This window comes from Methylobacterium sp. UNC300MFChir4.1 (assembly GCF_900110155.1).
Classification (GTDB): Bacteria; Pseudomonadota; Alphaproteobacteria; order Rhizobiales; family Beijerinckiaceae; genus Methylobacterium.
Map to the genome: position 1 here is coordinate 44545 of NZ_FOCS01000011.1, position 16284 is coordinate 60828.

Annotated in this window: 14 protein-coding genes; 8 read left to right on the forward strand and 6 right to left on the reverse strand. The window is 71.5% G+C overall.

Annotated elements, in window-relative coordinates:
* Positions 1–200 precede the first annotated feature (200 nt).
* From gltA to BMY19_RS16095, 3 genes are all read left to right on the forward strand, one after another.
* Positions 201–1490, forward strand: a complete 1290-nt coding sequence (gene gltA / locus BMY19_RS16085; RefSeq protein WP_020092267.1) for a citrate synthase — start codon at positions 201–203, stop codon at positions 1488–1490.
* A 68-nt stretch (positions 1491–1558) separates the two neighbouring features.
* On the forward strand, positions 1559–2440 hold the full coding sequence (locus tag BMY19_RS16090; protein WP_100252275.1) for a DNA-3-methyladenine glycosylase family protein: 882 nt from the start codon (positions 1559–1561) through the stop codon (positions 2438–2440).
* Between the two features lie 73 nt (positions 2441–2513).
* Positions 2514–2762 (forward strand): hypothetical protein, encoded by a 249-nt coding sequence (locus BMY19_RS16095; protein ID WP_020092265.1) that lies wholly within the window; start codon positions 2514–2516, stop codon positions 2760–2762.
* 285 nt (positions 2763–3047) lie between these two features.
* Here BMY19_RS16095 and parC read toward each other — a convergent pair whose 3' ends face one another.
* Positions 3048–5294: a DNA topoisomerase IV subunit A gene (parC, locus tag BMY19_RS16100; protein WP_020092263.1), complete on the reverse strand. Its 2247-nt coding sequence runs from the start codon at positions 5292–5294 to the stop codon at positions 3048–3050.
* 175 nt (positions 5295–5469) lie between these two features.
* A complete protein-coding gene (gene recO, locus BMY19_RS16105; protein ID WP_100252276.1) occupies positions 5470–6189 on the reverse strand; it encodes a DNA repair protein RecO in 720 nt (239 codons plus the stop codon).
* Between the two features lie 136 nt (positions 6190–6325).
* On the opposite strand from recO, the gene BMY19_RS16110 reads away from it, so the two are divergent.
* Both BMY19_RS16110 and BMY19_RS16115 read left to right on the forward strand, forming a co-directional pair.
* Positions 6326–6727 (forward strand): hypothetical protein, encoded by a 402-nt coding sequence (locus BMY19_RS16110; RefSeq protein ID WP_100252277.1) that lies wholly within the window; start codon positions 6326–6328, stop codon positions 6725–6727.
* A gap of 20 nt (positions 6728–6747) precedes the next feature.
* On the forward strand, positions 6748–7443 hold the full coding sequence (locus BMY19_RS16115) for a gamma-glutamylcyclotransferase (protein ID WP_100252278.1): 696 nt from the start codon (positions 6748–6750) through the stop codon (positions 7441–7443).
* 69 nt (positions 7444–7512) lie between these two features.
* Here the strand turns inward: BMY19_RS16115 and BMY19_RS30920 are convergent, their stop codons facing one another.
* Positions 7513–7656 (reverse strand): hypothetical protein, encoded by a 144-nt coding sequence (locus BMY19_RS30920; RefSeq protein ID WP_020092259.1) that lies wholly within the window; start codon positions 7654–7656, stop codon positions 7513–7515.
* Positions 7657–7831: 175 nt separating this feature from the next.
* Here BMY19_RS30920 and BMY19_RS16120 point away from each other — a divergent pair, with 175 nt between their 5' ends.
* Positions 7832–8455 carry a hypothetical protein gene (locus BMY19_RS16120; protein WP_020092258.1) on the forward strand — a complete coding sequence of 208 codons (624 nt, stop codon included), beginning with the start codon at positions 7832–7834 and terminating at the stop codon, positions 8453–8455.
* A gap of 64 nt (positions 8456–8519) precedes the next feature.
* Here BMY19_RS16120 and BMY19_RS16125 read toward each other — a convergent pair whose 3' ends face one another.
* The gene (locus BMY19_RS16125) at positions 8520–9431 is read right to left on the reverse strand and encodes a LysR family transcriptional regulator (RefSeq protein WP_100252279.1); all 912 of its coding nucleotides are present in this window, start codon (positions 9429–9431) and stop codon (positions 8520–8522) included.
* Positions 9432–9532: 101 nt separating this feature from the next.
* Between BMY19_RS16125 and BMY19_RS16130 the strand changes: the two genes are divergently transcribed.
* Positions 9533–10207: a L,D-transpeptidase gene (locus BMY19_RS16130; protein ID WP_020092256.1), complete on the forward strand. Its 675-nt coding sequence runs from the start codon at positions 9533–9535 to the stop codon at positions 10205–10207.
* Between the two features lie 193 nt (positions 10208–10400).
* On the opposite strand, the gene dnaE is transcribed toward BMY19_RS16130, so the two are convergent.
* Positions 10401–13919: a DNA polymerase III subunit alpha gene (gene dnaE, locus BMY19_RS16135; protein ID WP_100252280.1), complete on the reverse strand. Its 3519-nt coding sequence runs from the start codon at positions 13917–13919 to the stop codon at positions 10401–10403.
* A gap of 539 nt (positions 13920–14458) precedes the next feature.
* Between dnaE and BMY19_RS16140 the strand changes: the two genes are divergently transcribed.
* Positions 14459–15727 (forward strand): glycosyltransferase, encoded by a 1269-nt coding sequence (locus BMY19_RS16140; protein WP_100252281.1) that lies wholly within the window; start codon positions 14459–14461, stop codon positions 15725–15727.
* 174 nt (positions 15728–15901) lie between these two features.
* Here BMY19_RS16140 and BMY19_RS16145 read toward each other — a convergent pair whose 3' ends face one another.
* A complete protein-coding gene (locus BMY19_RS16145; RefSeq protein WP_020092251.1) occupies positions 15902–16162 on the reverse strand; it encodes a hypothetical protein in 261 nt (86 codons plus the stop codon).
* Positions 16163–16284 lie beyond the last annotated feature (122 nt).

A 16284-nucleotide genomic window follows, 5' to 3' on the forward strand; every position in this document is an offset into this window, starting at 1 on the left:
GCGTTGGGTGGAAATCGGTTGGCGGAATTCGCTTGGCGACGGGGGCGGGTTGTCACCGACCCCGTTGCTGCTGCACTGCCGTTTGGGTAACCCATGGCTGTGAGCACCCGCAGCATAATGCGTGTGCTCAGGCCCCCGGGACCGACTCGGGCAGCCCGAGGCCGGCATCCGCCACGTCGCCAGAGAAGGGTCCACGATCCATGAGCGCACCCAGCACCATCACCGTGGACGGCAAGTCGATCGAACTGCCGGTGAAAACCGGCACGATCGGGCCGGACGTGATCGATATCGGCAAGCTCTACGCCCAGACCGGCGCCTTCACCTTCGACCCGGGCTTCACCTCGACGGCCTCGTGCGAGTCGAAGATCACCTACATCGACGGTGACGAGGGCGTGCTGCTCTACCGCGGCTACCCGATCGAGCAGCTCGCCGAGAAGGGCGACTTCCTCGAGACCTGCTACCTGATGCTGTTCGGCGCCCTGCCGACCGCCGCCCAGCGGGCCGATTTCGAGTACCGGGTCACGCGCCACACCATGGTGCACGACCAGATGAACCGGTTCTTCACCGGCTTCCGCCGCGACGCGCACCCGATGGCCGTCATGGTCGCCTCGGTGGGCGCCCTCTCGGCCTTCTACCACGATTCCACCGACATCACGGACGAGAGCCAGCGGCTGATCGCGTCGATCCGCATGATCGCCAAGATGCCGACGCTCGCCGCGATGGCCTACAAGTACTCGATCGGCCAGCCCTTCGTGTACCCGAAGAACGACCTCGACTACACGTCGAACTTCCTGCGCATGTGCTACGCGGTGCCGTGCGAGGAGTACGAGGTGAACCCGGTCTTCGCCCGGGCACTCGACAAGATCTTCATCCTGCACGCCGACCACGAGCAGAACGCCTCGACCTCGACGGTGCGGCTCGCCGGCTCCTCGGGCGCCAACCCCTTCGCCTGCATCGCGGCCGGCATCGCCTGCCTATGGGGCCCGGCCCATGGCGGCGCCAACGAGGCGGCCCTCAAGATGCTGATGGAGATCGGCACCCCCGAGAATGTCAGCAAGTACGTCGCCAAGGCCAAGGACAAGAACGACCCGTTCCGCCTGATGGGCTTCGGCCACCGCGTCTACAAGAACTACGACCCGCGCGCGCGGATCATGCAGAACACCACGCACCAGGTGCTCAAGGAGCTCGGCAAGACCGACGACCCGCTGCTCCACGTCGCCATGGAGCTGGAGCAGATCGCGCTCAAGGACGAGTACTTCATCGAGAAGAAGCTCTACCCGAACATCGACTTCTACTCGGGCATCACCCTCAAGGCGATGGGCTTCCCCACCGACATGTTCACGGTGCTGTTCGCGGTGGCCCGCACCGTCGGCTGGATCGCCCAGTGGGCCGAGATGATCGAGGACCCGTCGCAGAAGATCGGCCGTCCGCGCCAGCTCTACGTCGGTCCGGCCCAGCGCGACTACGTGGCCGTGGACCAGCGCGGCTGAGGCGGGACCACCTGCCCCGGGAAGCGTCGAGCGGGGCGGCCGAGAGGCCGCCCTTCGCGTTCGCGGAGGTGATCGAACGCCGCCTGCCCGTCCGGCCGCCCTACGACTGGCCGGCGATCCGCGCGTTCCTCGCCAAGCGGGCGATCCCGGGCGTCGAGACGACGGATCCCGCGGCTTCCTACGCGCGCACGATCAGCGTCGCGGGGCGGCACGGGCTCCTGACGGTGGCACCGGGCGCGGATTGCCTGCACGTCGCGCTGCGCGGCGTCGAGGCCGGGCACGAAGAGGCCGTCGCGGGACGCCTGCGCCGCCTGTTCGACTGCGACGCCGACCCGGCCGCCGTCGCGGCCTGCCTCGGCGGGGATCCGGTCCTGGCCCCGCTCGTCGCGGCGCGGCCGGGTCTGCGCCTGCCGGGGGCCTGGGACCCGTTCGAGACCGGCTGCCGGGCGATCCTCGGCCAGCAGGTCTCGGTGGCGGCCGCGATCGGGCTCGCGGGCAGGCTGGTGGCGGCGTTCGGGACACCGCTGGCGGAGCCGGCAGGCGGTCTGACCCACGTGTTTCCCGCGCCGACCGATCTGGTCGAGGCGGATGTCGCGCTGGCGCTCAACATGCCGCGGGCCCGCGGCGCGGCGATCCGGGCGCTGGCCGCGGCGGCGCTGGCCGATCCGGACCTGTTCGCCCCGGCGGAGTCGCTCGAGGCCGCGCTGCTGCGCTTCACGGCGATCCGCGGGATCGGTCCCTGGACGGCGCAGTACATCGCCATGCGGGCGCTCAAGCTGCCGGATGCCCTGCCGGTGGGCGATGTCGGGCTGCTGCGGGCGCTGGAGGGGGCCACCGGGCGTCCGAGCCCGGCGGCGCTCCTGGCCCGGGCCGAGGCGTGGCGGCCGTATCGCGCCTACGCGGCGCAGCACCTCTGGGCGGCGGACGAAGCATCCGCGACGGGGCGATGAGGCGACCGAGAGGTTCATGTTCCCCATCGCCGATATCGGCTAAGCTTGCGGCCGGCCGGGGGGCTCAGGTTCGATGTCGGAAGCGGACAGCGAAGCGCGCGACACGCTTGTTGCGAACGAGCGGATCAAGTTCACGGCCACCTACGCCAACGGCCTCGCGGTCGCGATCTTCGCCGTCGGCGGTTTCGCGCCGTTCATCTCGACTGCCCTGTCGGATCGTCCGCACTTCGCGCCCGTGCTCATCGCCATGGTGGTTTGCTGGATCATGAGTGGCGCCATACATTGGGCTGTGAGGCGCGCATTGCGGAACCTTCGCCCATGACGACAGCTCAGCTTCTTCTCCTGCTCGCGGTTCCGATCGGCGGCGGCGTGCTAGCCTTCGGTGCGCTCTGGCTCGCCCAGCGGGCGCATTGAGGACTGGGCCTCCGCACCGCGGGAACCGTTCCAGACACTCCCAATCGCGCCCGCATCTCGAGGGGCGGCGGAGCCGCCTCGAAGGCGGGCTCCAGGGATTGCGCGGCTGATCGGAGGTCTCCCCCGAGGCGACTCCTCTCCGGCATCTCAGGATGAGGTGGTGGGTCGGGAATCCTTCACCCTCCGCGGCTCCTCACCGTCCGAACCGCTCGAATTTCGGGAAGCTGCGCGCCATCATCAGCCCGACCTCGGCGCGGTGGCCGAGCCACTTCTCCAGCACCGACGCGTTCGCGAGCCGGCCCTCGGCCGAGCCGTCCTGCCAGGGCAGGCCGTCGGCGAGCTTGAACACGTGCGCGTCGAGCAGCGTCCCGCTGCGGCAGCGCTGCAGCCGGACCCCCTTGCCGCGGGCGAGCTCCGCCACCTCGGAGACCGGGAAGACCAGCAGCAGCTTCTCGGTGTTCACCACCGCCACGTGATCGCCGTCGGCCGGCACCAGCACGGCGGCCGTGGCGTCGCCGTCGAGGCCGAGCACGCTCTTGCCCTTGCGGGTGTTGGCCACGAGCGCGTCGGCGGGCGCCACGAAGCCGCGTCCGTCCGAGCCGGCGATCAGCAGCTTGGTCTCCGGCCGGTACGGCAGCGCCGCCACGATCTCGGTGCCGTCGTCGAGGTCGGCCATCAGCCGGACCGGGTCGCCGAAGCCGCGGCCACCCGGCAGCTTCGAGGCCTCGAGCGTGAACACCTTGCCGTTGGTGGCGAGCAGCAGGATCTTCTGGGTCGTCTCGGTCGGGAAGGCGATCTTCAGGGTGTCGTCGCCCTTGAACGCGACGCCCGAGAGATCGGCGACGTGGCCCTTGAGCGCCCGGATCCAGCCCTTGGTCGAGACGATCACGGTGATCGGCTCGCGCTCGACCAGGGCCGCCGTGAAGTCGATGCCGCCGACATCCGGCGGGCTCGCCAGCGTCGTGCGGCGCTTGCCCAGCTTGGTCTCGGGCCCGAAGGTCTTCTTCACCGCGCGGATCTGCGCCTGGATCGCCTTCCACTGCGCCGGCTCGGAGGCGAGCAGGGCGTCGATCTCGGCCTTCTCGGCGGTCAGCGCCTCGAACTCGCGCTTCAGCTCCATCTCCTCCAGCTTGCGTAAGGAGCGCAGGCGGGTGTCGAGGATCGCGTTGGCCTGGAGCTCGGTCAGCTCGAACCGGGCCATGAGGGCGGCCTTCGGCTCGTCCTCCTCGCGGATGATGCGGATCACCTCGTCGAGGTCGAGGTAGACGATGAGCAGGCCGCCCAGGATCTCGAGGCGCCGGTCGATCTGGCCGAGGCGGTAGCGCGAGCGGCGCTGCAGCACCACGCGGCGGTGGTCGACCCACTCGCGCAGGCACTCGGCGAGCCCGATCACCTTCGGCACGAGGCCGCCGACCAGGACGTTGAGGTTGAGCGGGATGCGGGTCTCGAGTTCCGTGAGCCGGAACAGCGATTCCATCAGGATCACCGGGTCGACCGTGCGCGAGCGCGGCTCCAGCACCACGCGCACGTCCTCGGCCGACTCGTCGCGCACGTCGGCGAGCAGCGGCAGCTTCTTCTCCTGCAGCAGCTCGGCCATCTTCTCGATGAGCCGGCCCTTCGGGATGCCGTAGGGGATCTCGGTGACGACGATGTTCCAGGTGCCGCGGCCGAGATCCTCCTTGGCCCAGCGGGCGCGGACCCGGAAGGCGCCCCGCCCGGTCCGGTAGGCCTCGGCGATCGACTCGGCCGAATCGACGAGGATGCCGCCGGTCGGGAAGTCCGGGCCCTGGACGAACTTGGCGAGCTGCCCCGAGGTCGCCTCGGGATGGTTGATCAGGTAGAGCGCCGCGTCGCACAGCTCGGCGGCGTTGTGCGGCGGGATCGAGGTCGCCATGCCGACCGCGATACCCTGGCTGCCGTTGGCGAGCAGGTTCGGGAAGGCCGCCGGCAGGACGATCGGCTCCTCCTTCTCGCCGTTGTAGGACGGGCGGAAGTCGACCGTGTCCTCGTCGATCCCGTCGAGCAGGAGGCGCGCGACCTCGGTGAGCCGCGCCTCGGTGTAGCGGTAGGCCGCGGGACCATCGCCGTCGATGTTGCCGAAGTTGCCCTGGCCGTCGACCAGCGGGTAGCGCTGGGCGAAATCCTGGGAGAGCCGCACCAGCGCGTCGTAGATCGCCTGATCGCCGTGGGGGTGGAAATCGCCCATCACGTCGCCGACGATCTTGGCGCACTTCTTGTGCGCGGTGGTCGGGTCGAGGCGCAGCAGCCGCATCCCGTACAGGATGCGCCGGTGCACGGGCTTCAGCCCGTCGCGGGCATCCGGCAGGGCCCGGTGCATGATCGTGGAGAGCGCGTAGGCGAGGTAGCGCTCCTCCAGCGCGGATTTCAGCTCGACGCTCTCGATCCCGTCGCCGGACGGCGGCTCGAAGGGCTGGCCCATGTCGGCTCCTCACTACAACGTCTTCACCGCGCGCCGTCATTCCGGGGCCGCGCAGCGGGGCCCGGAATCCAGAGCCGCCGACGTCCCGCGCGTGCGCGCGGACGGTGGTTCTGGATTCCGGGCGCGCCTTCGGCACCCGGAACGACGACGGGGTATCAAGAACAGAACACGAACATTACCCGGCCTCGCGGCCGAGCGCAACGAATCGCGCCCGCTCCTCGGGCGGCCCGAGGCCGCGGGGGCCCCAGACGTGCCGGTCGAGGAAGTACCCCGTCAAGGTAAACCCTTGGGCAACGCCGTCGGGACCCGGGGATCCGCCCGCGTGCAGGAAGGTCGGGAGCGCCAGGAGACGGTCCCGGTAGGGCTCGCCGGCCGAGGCGCTGACCGCCCGGCCGCTCTTCGGCGACACGTAGGCCAGGGCGTCGTTGCCGCCGGTGGCCGCGCAGGCGGTGAGGTCGAGGCCGAAGCCGAGTTCCGACAGGATCGCCAGCTCGAACCGCACCATCAGGGGCGGGGCGATGGCGGGGTCGTCGAGGTGCTCGACCAGGATCCCCGCCGCCTCGTAGAGCGCCGGATGCGGGTCGCGCTCAGGGAGCAGCCGCAGCAGCGCGGCCATGTGGTTCATGCCGTAGAGGGCGAGGCTCGACCCGATCAGCCGCGAGACCTGCGAGTCCAGGGGCTCGACCGCGTAGGCGCCGAGACCCTCGTCGAGGCGCGCCCGCCACGTCACGCGGACCCGGTTCCCGGCCTGCAGCACGGGCTGCATCCGGCGCGAGCGCCCACCGTGCACGAGGCCGAGATGGCGCCCGTGGGCCTCGGTCATGGCCTCGAGGATGACGCCGGTCTCCCCGTGCCGGCGCAGGCCGAGCACCAGGGCGTCGTCGGTCCACTGCATCGAACGTCGCGTCTTCGTGTGAGAGATCGGGTGAGAGGCGCGCTTCGCGCCTGTCTCTCATATAGGGGGCCGCGGCCGCCGGCGCTGCCCCGCGCGGTCCCAGCCTCGGGCAACCTTGGCCGGGTAGCGATGACCGATGCCGCTCCGCGCCGCCCTCGCCGCCCTGCTGGTCCTCCTCGCCGCCGGCGCGCAGGCCGCGCCGCGCGCACCGAAGCCCGCCGCCGAGGCCGACCCCTCCCCGGCCCTCCTCCGGCGGATCGCCGCCCTGGCGCTGAGGCAGGTCGATTTCGGCGCGGTCTCGCTGCTGCCGGTGCGGTTCGCGGGCAGCCGGATCGCCGGGCCGATCGCCGAGGGGGGCGGGGTGATCTACTGCGTGTCGGGCCGGATGTACGGCCGGACCTTCGGCAAGCCCGAGCGCCCGAGGGTGGCGCTGCGCTACGACAACGACCGGCTCACGGTGCTCGACGACGACGAGGTCTGCACCGGACACCGCACCCGGCCCTTTCCCGAACTCGACGCGCTGGGCAACAAGCCGTGAGGCCCGGGCGTTGAGGGCCCATGCCCGCCGCGTCCGTCCGCACCCTCGACCTCAGCCTCGACCTGATCGCCCGCGCCCATTCCGTCCCGATCCCCGACGACCCGAGCGCGCTCGAGGTTCTGTCGGACGCCGAGTTGCGCCCGGGGCTCGACGCGATCGTCGCCGGGCGCGAGGGCAGCGACCTCTGGGTCTTCGCCTACGGCTCGCTGATGTGGAACCCGGAATTCCCGGTGGCCGAGCGCCGGATCGGGACGGTGCGCGGCTTCCACCGCCGCTTCTGCCTACTCCAGCGGCGGTTCCGCGGCACGCCGGAACGGCCGGGCTTCGTCCTGGCGCTGGACCGCGGCGGCCTGTGCCGGGGCGTGGCCTTCCGCCTGCCCGGCATGGAGATCCGCGAGGCGCTGATGCCGGTCTGGCGCCGCGAGATGCGCGGCCGCGGCTACGTCGCCCGCTGGCTGCCGGTCGCCACCGAGGCCGGGACCGTCCCGGCCCTGACCTTCCTGGCGAACCGCGCCAGCGACCGCTACGCCGGACGCCTCTCGGATTCCGAGATCGCCGAGAAGATCGCCGCGGCCTGCGGCCACAAAGGGCCGAGCGCCGAATACCTGTTCCGGACCGTGGAGGCCTGCGAGCGCCTCGGCATCCGCGACCGCCACCTCTGGAGCCTCCAGGCCCTCGTGGCCGCGCGCCTCAGGGCCTGCGCGCCCGGGGCGTGAGACCGTCTCCTGTCGAGCGCGTCGGTGCAGCCGTGCTCGCGAGGACGGTCGCGTCGACCGGGCAGCGGTTCAGATCCAGGCCCGCTTGGTGGCGACCACCAGGCGCCCGCCGCCGTGCTCCGCGTCCGGGTTGCGCGGCTCCCGGATGCCGGGGGCGCGGCCGGTGGTGACGTAGACGAGGAGGGTGAGGACGAGCAGGATCTTCGTGCGCATGGCGACGCTCAAGGTTGAGCGTCGGTGCATAGGAACGATCGGTTTTTACCGAGTTGCTGCAGTGCACGCGGGCGCGTCGGCGGCCGATTCCCTGCGGACGTGGTGAACGGAGGGTTGCGATGCGGCCGCGATCGTCTATGCCGCCGGCCCGTGATGTCCACAAGCGGAGGATGGGATGCGGCTCCGGATCGGCGTGGCCCTGGCGGTGGTCGTCATCGCCGCCGTTGCTCTGCTTGCCGGGCCGCTGAGCCGCGGCGACAGCCTGTCCGACATCCTGACCGGCCGGACCCCCCTGCTCGCCGGCAGCGCCCGGGCGCCCGGCGGCAGCGCGGACTTGAGCGGCACCGCGACCCTCGCGGCGGACCAGCGGCCGGCGACCCTGCACGTCGCCTGCGATCCGGGCGGCACCGGCCTGTCGGCGGCGCTGACCGTGCCGCGCTTCGCCGAGCTGGCGCCGCGCTTCGATTTCGCCGGCCTCGAAGGGGCCGACAGCGAGAAGCCCCTGACCGGCCTCCTGGTCTCCAGCGCCGGCAGCGTGCGCTCCGTGCGCATGCCGGTCCGCGGCGCCGCGACCGGGGCCGATGCGGGCTTCACGCTGACGGTGGCGGGCGCGCGCCGCGGCGAGGATCCGCTGCGCGGGGTCGCCCTGGCCCTCGTCCAGCCCGGGACGAAGCTGACCTGGACGCAGGCGAGCCCGCGCGGCGAGGACCCGACCCTGACGGCCACGTTCACGGTGGCGGAGGCCGATGCCGCCGCGCTGAAGGGCGCCCTGAGCGGCTGCCTCGCGGCGCCGTTCTAGGGTCGCGATCGCGGCGGTCGGCCACCCCGGCCCGTTCGTCGCGGCCGCAGCGCACCGGAGCCGGTCAACCGGCGTGCCTGATCCCCTCGATGGCGCGGATGCGCGGCACGGCGAAGTCGGTGAACGCGCGGACGACCGGGCGCATGTGGCGGACCGAAGGGTAGACCAGATAGGCGTCCGTCGAGCGCACCTCGTACGCGGGCAGGACGCGGACGAGGTGGCCGGCCGCCAAGTCCTCGGCGACCAGCAGGTGCTGGACCGGGCCCATGTACCGTCCCGCGCGCAGTTCGGCCAACAGCACCTCCGCGCTGTTGGTCCGCAGGGCCGGGCGGACGGCGAGGCTCAGCGTCTCGCGGCCGTGCTGGAGCACGAGCGTGTTCCGGTCGTCCAGGGCCGACGTGGTCGTCACGAGGGCCCGGTCGGCGATCTGCCCGGGCGCGTCGATGCCGCCGGCCCGCGCCAAGTATGCCGGGGCGGCGACCAGGATTCGGCGCACCCAGCCGAGCCGCCGCGTCACGACGTCCTGCCCGTGGGGCCGGCCGTAGCGGAGCGCGACGTCGTAATCCTCGTAGACGAGGTCGATCAGCCGGTTGTCCAGCACGAGATCGACCGTGACCCGTGGATTCTCGGCCTGGAACGCCGCCACGATCCGGTGCAGATGGGCCGCCCCGATGCAGGCGGGCGCGTGCAGCCGCAGCCGGCCTTCGATGCGGCCGGCCTCGGTGCGGGCATCTTCCAGGGCGGCGTCGATCGTGGCGAGCGCGGGCTGACAGGCCGCGTAGAGCCGCTGGCCCTGCTGGGTCGGACGCACCAGCCGCGCGGACCGTTCGAGGAGCCGCGCGCCGACCTGGGCCTCCAGATTGCGCAGATGCTTGCTGATCGCCGGCTGCGACACCGCGAGGTCGCGTGCGGCCGCGGTCATCGAGCCGCGCTCGACGGTCCGGAGGAACGCGCGCAGGGCCAGCGTCAGATCCATGGATGCCATCCGGTTATGGGTGCGATCACCCCATAGCCGATGGACGGGGCGGCCGCGTGGCGGTTCTGTGCGTCGTCGCCAGACCTTGGAGCGCAGCATCGATGTTTCCGACCCGCCGCAGCCTGCTCGCCGGCACGCCCCTGCTCGTCGCCGGCTGCGTCACCCGCGAGCCGCGCCCCGTCGCCGCGCTGCGCCCGCCCGTCGACCCGGCCTACACGGCCCTCTACGCCGCGCTCGACGGCGAGCCCTTCCCCGTGCCGGCGGTGGACCTGTCCGCGATAGACCCGCGCTTCCTGCGCCGGGAGGTGGCCTACGCCACGGCCGAGCCGCCGGGCACGATCGTGGTCGATCCTTCGGCGCGCTACGCCTACCTCGTGCGCGAGGGCGGGCGCGCCATCCGCTACGGCGTGGGCGTCGGTCGCGATGAGGCGTTCAACTTCCGAGGCGCGGCCGTCATCGCCCGCAAGGCCGAATGGCCGCGCTGGACGCCGACCCAGGCCATGATCAAGCGGGAGCCCGAGCGCTACGGGCCCTATGCCGGCGGCCTGCCCGGCGGGGCCGGCAATCCGCTCGGTCCGCGGGCGCTCTACCTCTATCGGGACGGTGGCGACACGCTCTACCGCCTGCACGGCACCACGGAGCCGCAGACCATCGGCACGATGGTGTCGTCGGGCTGCGTGCGGTTCCTGAACCAGGACATCATCGACCTGTACGCCCGCGTGCCGGTGGGGAGCCGGGCGGTGGTGCTGGCGGCCAGCGGGACGGCGGCGAGCTGAGGGCCTCGACGGGCACGCACCTACAATTCCCGGCGACAGAACTCACAAAAGCCCACCCGTCCTTGCGAGCGGAGCGAAGCAACCCCGTGTCGCGCGCCCTCATCGAGCGTGGCGCGTCCCTGGATCGCTTCGCTCCGCTCGCGAAGACGGCGCGGGCCGACCGAACCCACGGGCGCTTGGTATCAGCCGCCCCTCAGCTCACCTCCACCTGCACCACCCCGGGCACGGTCCGGAGCTGGCCGGCGAGCGCCGGGCTCGCCTGGAACTTGCCCGGCAGCCGGATCTCCACCTCGCGCTCGCCGCCGTCGAGCTTGAGGATCAGCGAGACCTCGCTCTCGCCCCGCATCGACAGGCGCTGCTGCACGGGCGCGACGCCGCGCGGGTCGCTCAGATGGATGCGGATGCCCTTCTGGTGGCGGGCGACCGCCTGGTCGAGGGGTTCCGCGGTGAGGATGCGGGCGCGCACGTCCTCCCCCTCCAGGTTCGCCTGGAGCTGCAGAACCAGCGGTCGGCCCGGTTCCAGGATGTCGCGGTACTGGCCGAGCCCCTCGGAGAAGATGATCGCCTCGAAATGCGCGGTCCGGTCCGACAGGGTGACGATGCCCATCTTGTTGCCGGTCTTGGTCCGCCGCTCCGCCCGGTCGAGCACCGAGGCCGCCACGCGGCCGACGCTCGACGTCCCGGCCCGCACGGCGCGGCAGAAATCCGTCCAGCTCTGCACCCGCAGCTTGTCCAAGAGGTCGCCGTACTCGTCGAGCGGATGGCCCGAGATGAAGAAGCCGATCGCCGCGTACTCGCGCTTGAGCGTGTCGGCCATCGGCCAGATCTCGTGCGGCGGGATCCGCAGGGACACGTCGTCCGCCACCACGCCGCCGAACATGTCGGTGACGCCGGCCGATTCCGCCTCCGCCGCGCTGGCGGCGAGCTTCATCATCGGCTCCACCGCCGCGAAGGCGCGCGCCCGGTCGGGCTCGATGCAGTCGAGCGCCCCGGCCTGGACGAGGCTCTCCAGGGTCCGCTTGTTGATCATCCGCGGGTTCAGCCGGCGGGCGAGGCAGGCGAGGTCCTTGAACGGCCGGTCGCCGCGGGCCTCCACCAGCGCCCGCACCGCCTCGCGGCCGACGCCCTTGATGGCGGCCAGCGCGTAGAAGATCTTGCCGTCGCGCACCGCGAACACCTCGCCGGAGGTGTTGATCGAGGGCGGCTCGACCGTGATCTTCAGGCGCTGCGCGTCCTGGCGGAATTCGGCCAGCTTGTCGGTGTTGTCGATGTCGAGGGTCATGGCGGCGGCCAGGAACTCGACCGGGAAGTTCGCCTTCAGGTAGGCGGTCTGGTAGGTCAGCAGCGCGTAGGCCGCCGCGTGGCTCTTGTTGAAGCCGTAATCGGCGAACTTGGCGAGCAGGTCGAAGATCTCGTTGGCCTTGGCCTTGGTCAGGCCGCGCTCGGTGCAGCCCTTGAGGAACCGGTCGCGCTGCGCGTCCATCTCGGCGCGGATCTTCTTGCCCATGGCGCGCCGGAGCATGTCGGCCTCGCCGAGCGAGTAGCCGGCGAGCACCTTGGCGATCTCCATCACCTGTTCCTGGTAGACGATGATGCCGAAGGTCTCCTTCAGCATCGGCTCCAGCTTCGGATCCGGGTACCAGGACGCCTCGTTGCCGGCGTCGCGGCCGAGCTTGCGCTCGCAGTAGACCGGGATGTTGGCCATCGGGCCCGGCCGGTAGAGCGCCACCAGGGCGATGATGTCCTCCAGCCGGTCGGCCTGCATCTCGCAGAGCGCCTTGCGCATGCCGGCCGATTCCACTTGGAACACGCCGACCGTCTCGCCCCGGCCCATCGGCCCGTAGGTGTTCGGGTCGTCGAGCGGCAGCGAGGCGAGGTCGATGTCGATGCCGCGCTGCTTCAGCAGATCGGTGCAGCACCGCAGCATCGTCAGGGTCTTGAGGCCCAGGAAGTCGAACTTCACCAGCCCCGCCTGCTCGACCCACTTCATGTTGAACTGGGTGACCCGCATGCCGGTCTTCGGGTCCCGGTAGAGCGGGACCAGCTCCTCGAGCGGCCGGTCGCCGATCACCACGCCGGCGGCGTGGGTCGAGGCGTGCCGGTGCAGGCCTTCGAGCTTCTTGGAGATGTCGATGAGGCGGCCGACGATCGGCTCCTCCTCCATGGCCTGCTGGAGCTTGGGCTCGCCCTCGATGGCCTGGGCGAGCGTCACCGGGTTGGCGGGGTTCTGCGGCACGAGCTTGGTCAGCTTGTCGACCTGCCCGTAGGGCATCTCCAGGACGCGGCCGACGTCGCGCAGCACGCCGCGGGCGAGCAGCGTGCCGAAGGTGATGATCTGCCCGACCTGCCCCTCGCCGTACCGCTGCTGCACGTAGCGGATCACCCGCTCGCGGCCTTCGACGCAGAAGTCGATGTCGAAATCCGGCATCGAGACGCGCTCGGGGTTGAGGAAGCGCTCGAACAGCAGGCCGAAGCGGAGCGGGTCGAGGTCGGTGATGAGCAGCGACCACGCCACCAGCGAGCCGGCGCCCGAGCCGCGGCCCGGACCGACCGGGATGTCGTGGTCCTTGGCCCACTTGATGAAGTCGGAGACGATCAGGAAGTAGCCCGGGAACTTCATCTTGACGATGACGTCGAGCTCGAACGCGAGGCGCTTGCGGTAATCCTCCTCGGAGAAGCCCGGCGCCGTGCCGTGCTGCTTCAGGCGCAGCTCCAGCCCGGCCTCGGCCTGCCGGCGCAGCTCGGTCGGCTCGTCGGCCGAGACCGCCCGCGCGCCCGCGTCGGACGCCTCCGCCAGGGCCTCCGCCATGGGCGGCGTCTCGCCGGCCGCCACGGCGCCGAAATTCGGCAGGATCGGCTTGCGGGTCCGCGCACGGACGGCGCAGCGCATGGCGATCTCGACCGTCGCCTGGAGCGCGTCCGGCAGGTCGCGGAACAGCTCGGCCATCTCGGCCCGAGTCTTGAAGGCGTGGCTCGGCGTCAGGCGGCGGCGGCGCTCGTCCGAGACGAGGCGGCCCTCCGCGATGGCGAGCAGCGCGTCGTGGGCGTCGTAGTCGTCGGGCTTGGCGAAGTAGGGCTCGTTCGTCGCCACGATCCCGAGCCCGTGGCGGCCGGCGAGGTCGAGGAGCGCGGTCTCGATCCGCGCCTCCTCGGACTGGCCGTGGCGCTGGAGCTCCACGTAGAGCCGGTCCTCGCCGAACGTCTCCTTCAGGCGCTTCAGGCGGTTGAGGGCAAGCTCCGGCCGGCCCGCCCGGAAGGCCGCGTCGAGGGGGCCCGCCATCCCGCCGGTGAGCGCGATCAGCCCCTCGGAGGCGCCCGCGAGCGCTCCGGCATCGAGGCGCGGCGCCTCGCCGAGGGCCGTGTCGAAATAGGCGCGGCTCGCCAGCCGCAGCAGGTTGGCGTAGCCGGTCTCGTCCTGGGCGAGGAGCACGATGCCGTGGCTGGTCGGCGCCTGACGCTGGTGCGGGTCCGCGGCCTCGAACGCCACCGAGAGCTGCACGCCGGCGATCGGCTGGACGCCCTCCCCGGCCGCCTTCTCGGAGAATTCCAGCGCGCCGAACAGGTTGTTGGTGTCGGTCAGGGCCAGGGCCGGCTGCCTGTCGGCGACCGCCGCCTTGATCAGGGAGCCGACCTTCAGCGCCCCTTCGAGCAGGGAATAGGACGAGTGGACGTGGAGGTGGACGAATCCGACCTCCTTGAGCTGGCGTGGCATGGCCGACCTTGTTCCGGGGTCGGGCAGCATCCCCGCTCGCCGGCCTCAAGTCGACGTGCGCCGCGCCGCCGGCGGACGATATCCACCGGTCGTGCCCCGGAAGCACCAGTTCGGCCCAGCCCTGTGGACAATCGACGCCTACGGGGCGATCGCCTGTGCATAACCCGTCCGCGGACGGAACCGGGCAGTCTTCGGAAAAATCCGGCTAACGAACCGGTGCCAAGGCTATCGCCCAGGCGCCCACCGCCGCGAACAGCATCCCGAACGCCATGAACTCGACCATTCCGGTCAGGATCACCCGCTTCAGCATCGACCTGCCTCCTGTGTTCCGGCCCTAGTATGTTCATGTTTTGTTCTATTGGAAGGGTCTGCGGGTCACAGGGCGGCCCCGTTTCTTCGACAGGGTAAAAAGTGTCTTGATGCGGATCGGGCGGGCTGGCATGCCCCCGCCTTCGAGACGAGCTCGTCACCGGCTGGGGAGTTCGAAGGAGCAAGCCATTCCCGAGCACCGGACGGTCGAACGGTTCGACGTCGCCCTCGTGGCCGTCGGCACACACGGCGATGTGCTTCCGTTCATCGCGCTGGGGCACGAGCTCCTGAAGCGCGGCCACGGCGTCTCGCTGGCGGCCCCGGCCCCGTTCGAGGCGATGGCCCGCCGGGCCGGCCTCGCCTTCCAGCCCCTGGGCACGGTCGCCGATTACGAGGCGGTGATCCGCCAGCCGGATCTGTGGCACCCGCAGCAGGGGTTCCGCCCGATGTTCGACTACGCCCTGCGGGTGGCCGAGCCGGCCTGCCTGTGGCTCGGCGCGACCCGCGCCCGGGGGATCGACCTGCGGGTGGTCGCCTCGCCGCTGGGCTGGGGGGCGCGGCTCGCGCAGGACCTCTACGATCTGCCGACCGCGACGCTGCACGTCATGCCGTTCCTGATCGAGAGCCGGTACGATCCGCCGCGCCTGCCGGGCCTGCCGCTGCCGCGCGTCCTGCCGGCCGCCCTGCGGGCCTACGTGAATCTCGGCGTCGACAAGGTGGCGGTCGGCCCGTTCACTCTCCCGCCGCTGAACGCCCTGCGGGCGCGTCTCGGCCTCGATCCGGTCTACCGGCTGCGGCACTGGTGGAACAGCCCGACCGGCATGCTCCTGATGTTCCCCGACTGGTACGCGGAGCCGCAGGCCGACTGGCCGGGCCAGGCGGTGCAGCTCGGCTTCCCGCTGGTCGACCGGTTCGGCGACGTGGCGTCCATGCCGCCGGAGCTGGAAGCGTTCCTCGAGGCGGGCGACCCGCCGATCGTGTTCACCTACGGCTCGGCCATGCGCCAGGGCGCCGGCTTCTTCGACACCGCGGTGCGGCTGTGCCGGCGCATGGGCCGGCGCGGCGTCCTGCTCGCCCCGCAGGGGGGGCAGATCCCGAAGCCGCTGCCGGCCGGGATCATCCACCTGCCCTACGCCCCCCTGAGCGCCCTGCTGCCGCGCAGCGCGGCGCTGGTCCACCACGGCGGCGTCGGCACGGTGGCGCAGGCGCTGGCCGCGGGCGTCCCGCAGCTGGTGGTGCCCGTGGCCTTCGACCATTTCGACGAGGGGCGGCGGCTGAAGGATCGGGATCTCGGCGCCACCCTGAGCCGCCGCGCCTTCCGGCCCGCGCGGGCGGCGCGGGTCCTCGGCCGGCTGCTCGCCGACCCCGCGGTGACGCGGGCCTGCGCGGCGGCCCGGGCGCGGATGGCCAATGGCCGCGACGCCGTCCTCGACGCCTGCGACTACGTCGAGCGGCTGACGGCCGCCGAGTCCGGTCCCGGCCCGTCCCGCGCGTCCTGACCCGCCGGCTGCCCGAACGCGGGGGGGCGCCCCCTCCGACGGAAGCGGCGCCCTTTCGATTACTGCCCGAGCAGCGCGGTGGCCGAACCGACGAACGTCATGAGCAGGCCGCTCACGAAGGCGCCGATCATGACGTAGGAGAGAGCCTTGAGCTTCATCCGTCCTCGCGTCGGCTCAGCAGCGGTAGCCGCCGGAGGTCTGGCCGTACTGCTTCACCGGCCGGGTCTGCTGGTCGGCGTTGCCCTCGGCGGCCGAGCTCAGCGGGCAGCCGACGTAGTTGGGATTGTCGTGGACCCCCAGTCCGAGCGAGCCCGTGGTCTCGACCTCGTAGGGAGCGAGGCCCGTCCAGCGGGCGCCGTTCGCCGCCAGAGCGGACGAGATCGGGGCAACGCCAAGGACAAGTGCGGTGACGGCTGCGGCGATACGGGTCTTCATGGTCAGGCTCCAGAGATAACGCAGTACAGGCCGGTTGTTCGGCTCTGTTTTGTCTTGCGTGATCACAAGATAGGGGCCCGGTGTCTTCCGCGACGTGACGCGTCGCACGCGGCGCGACGGAT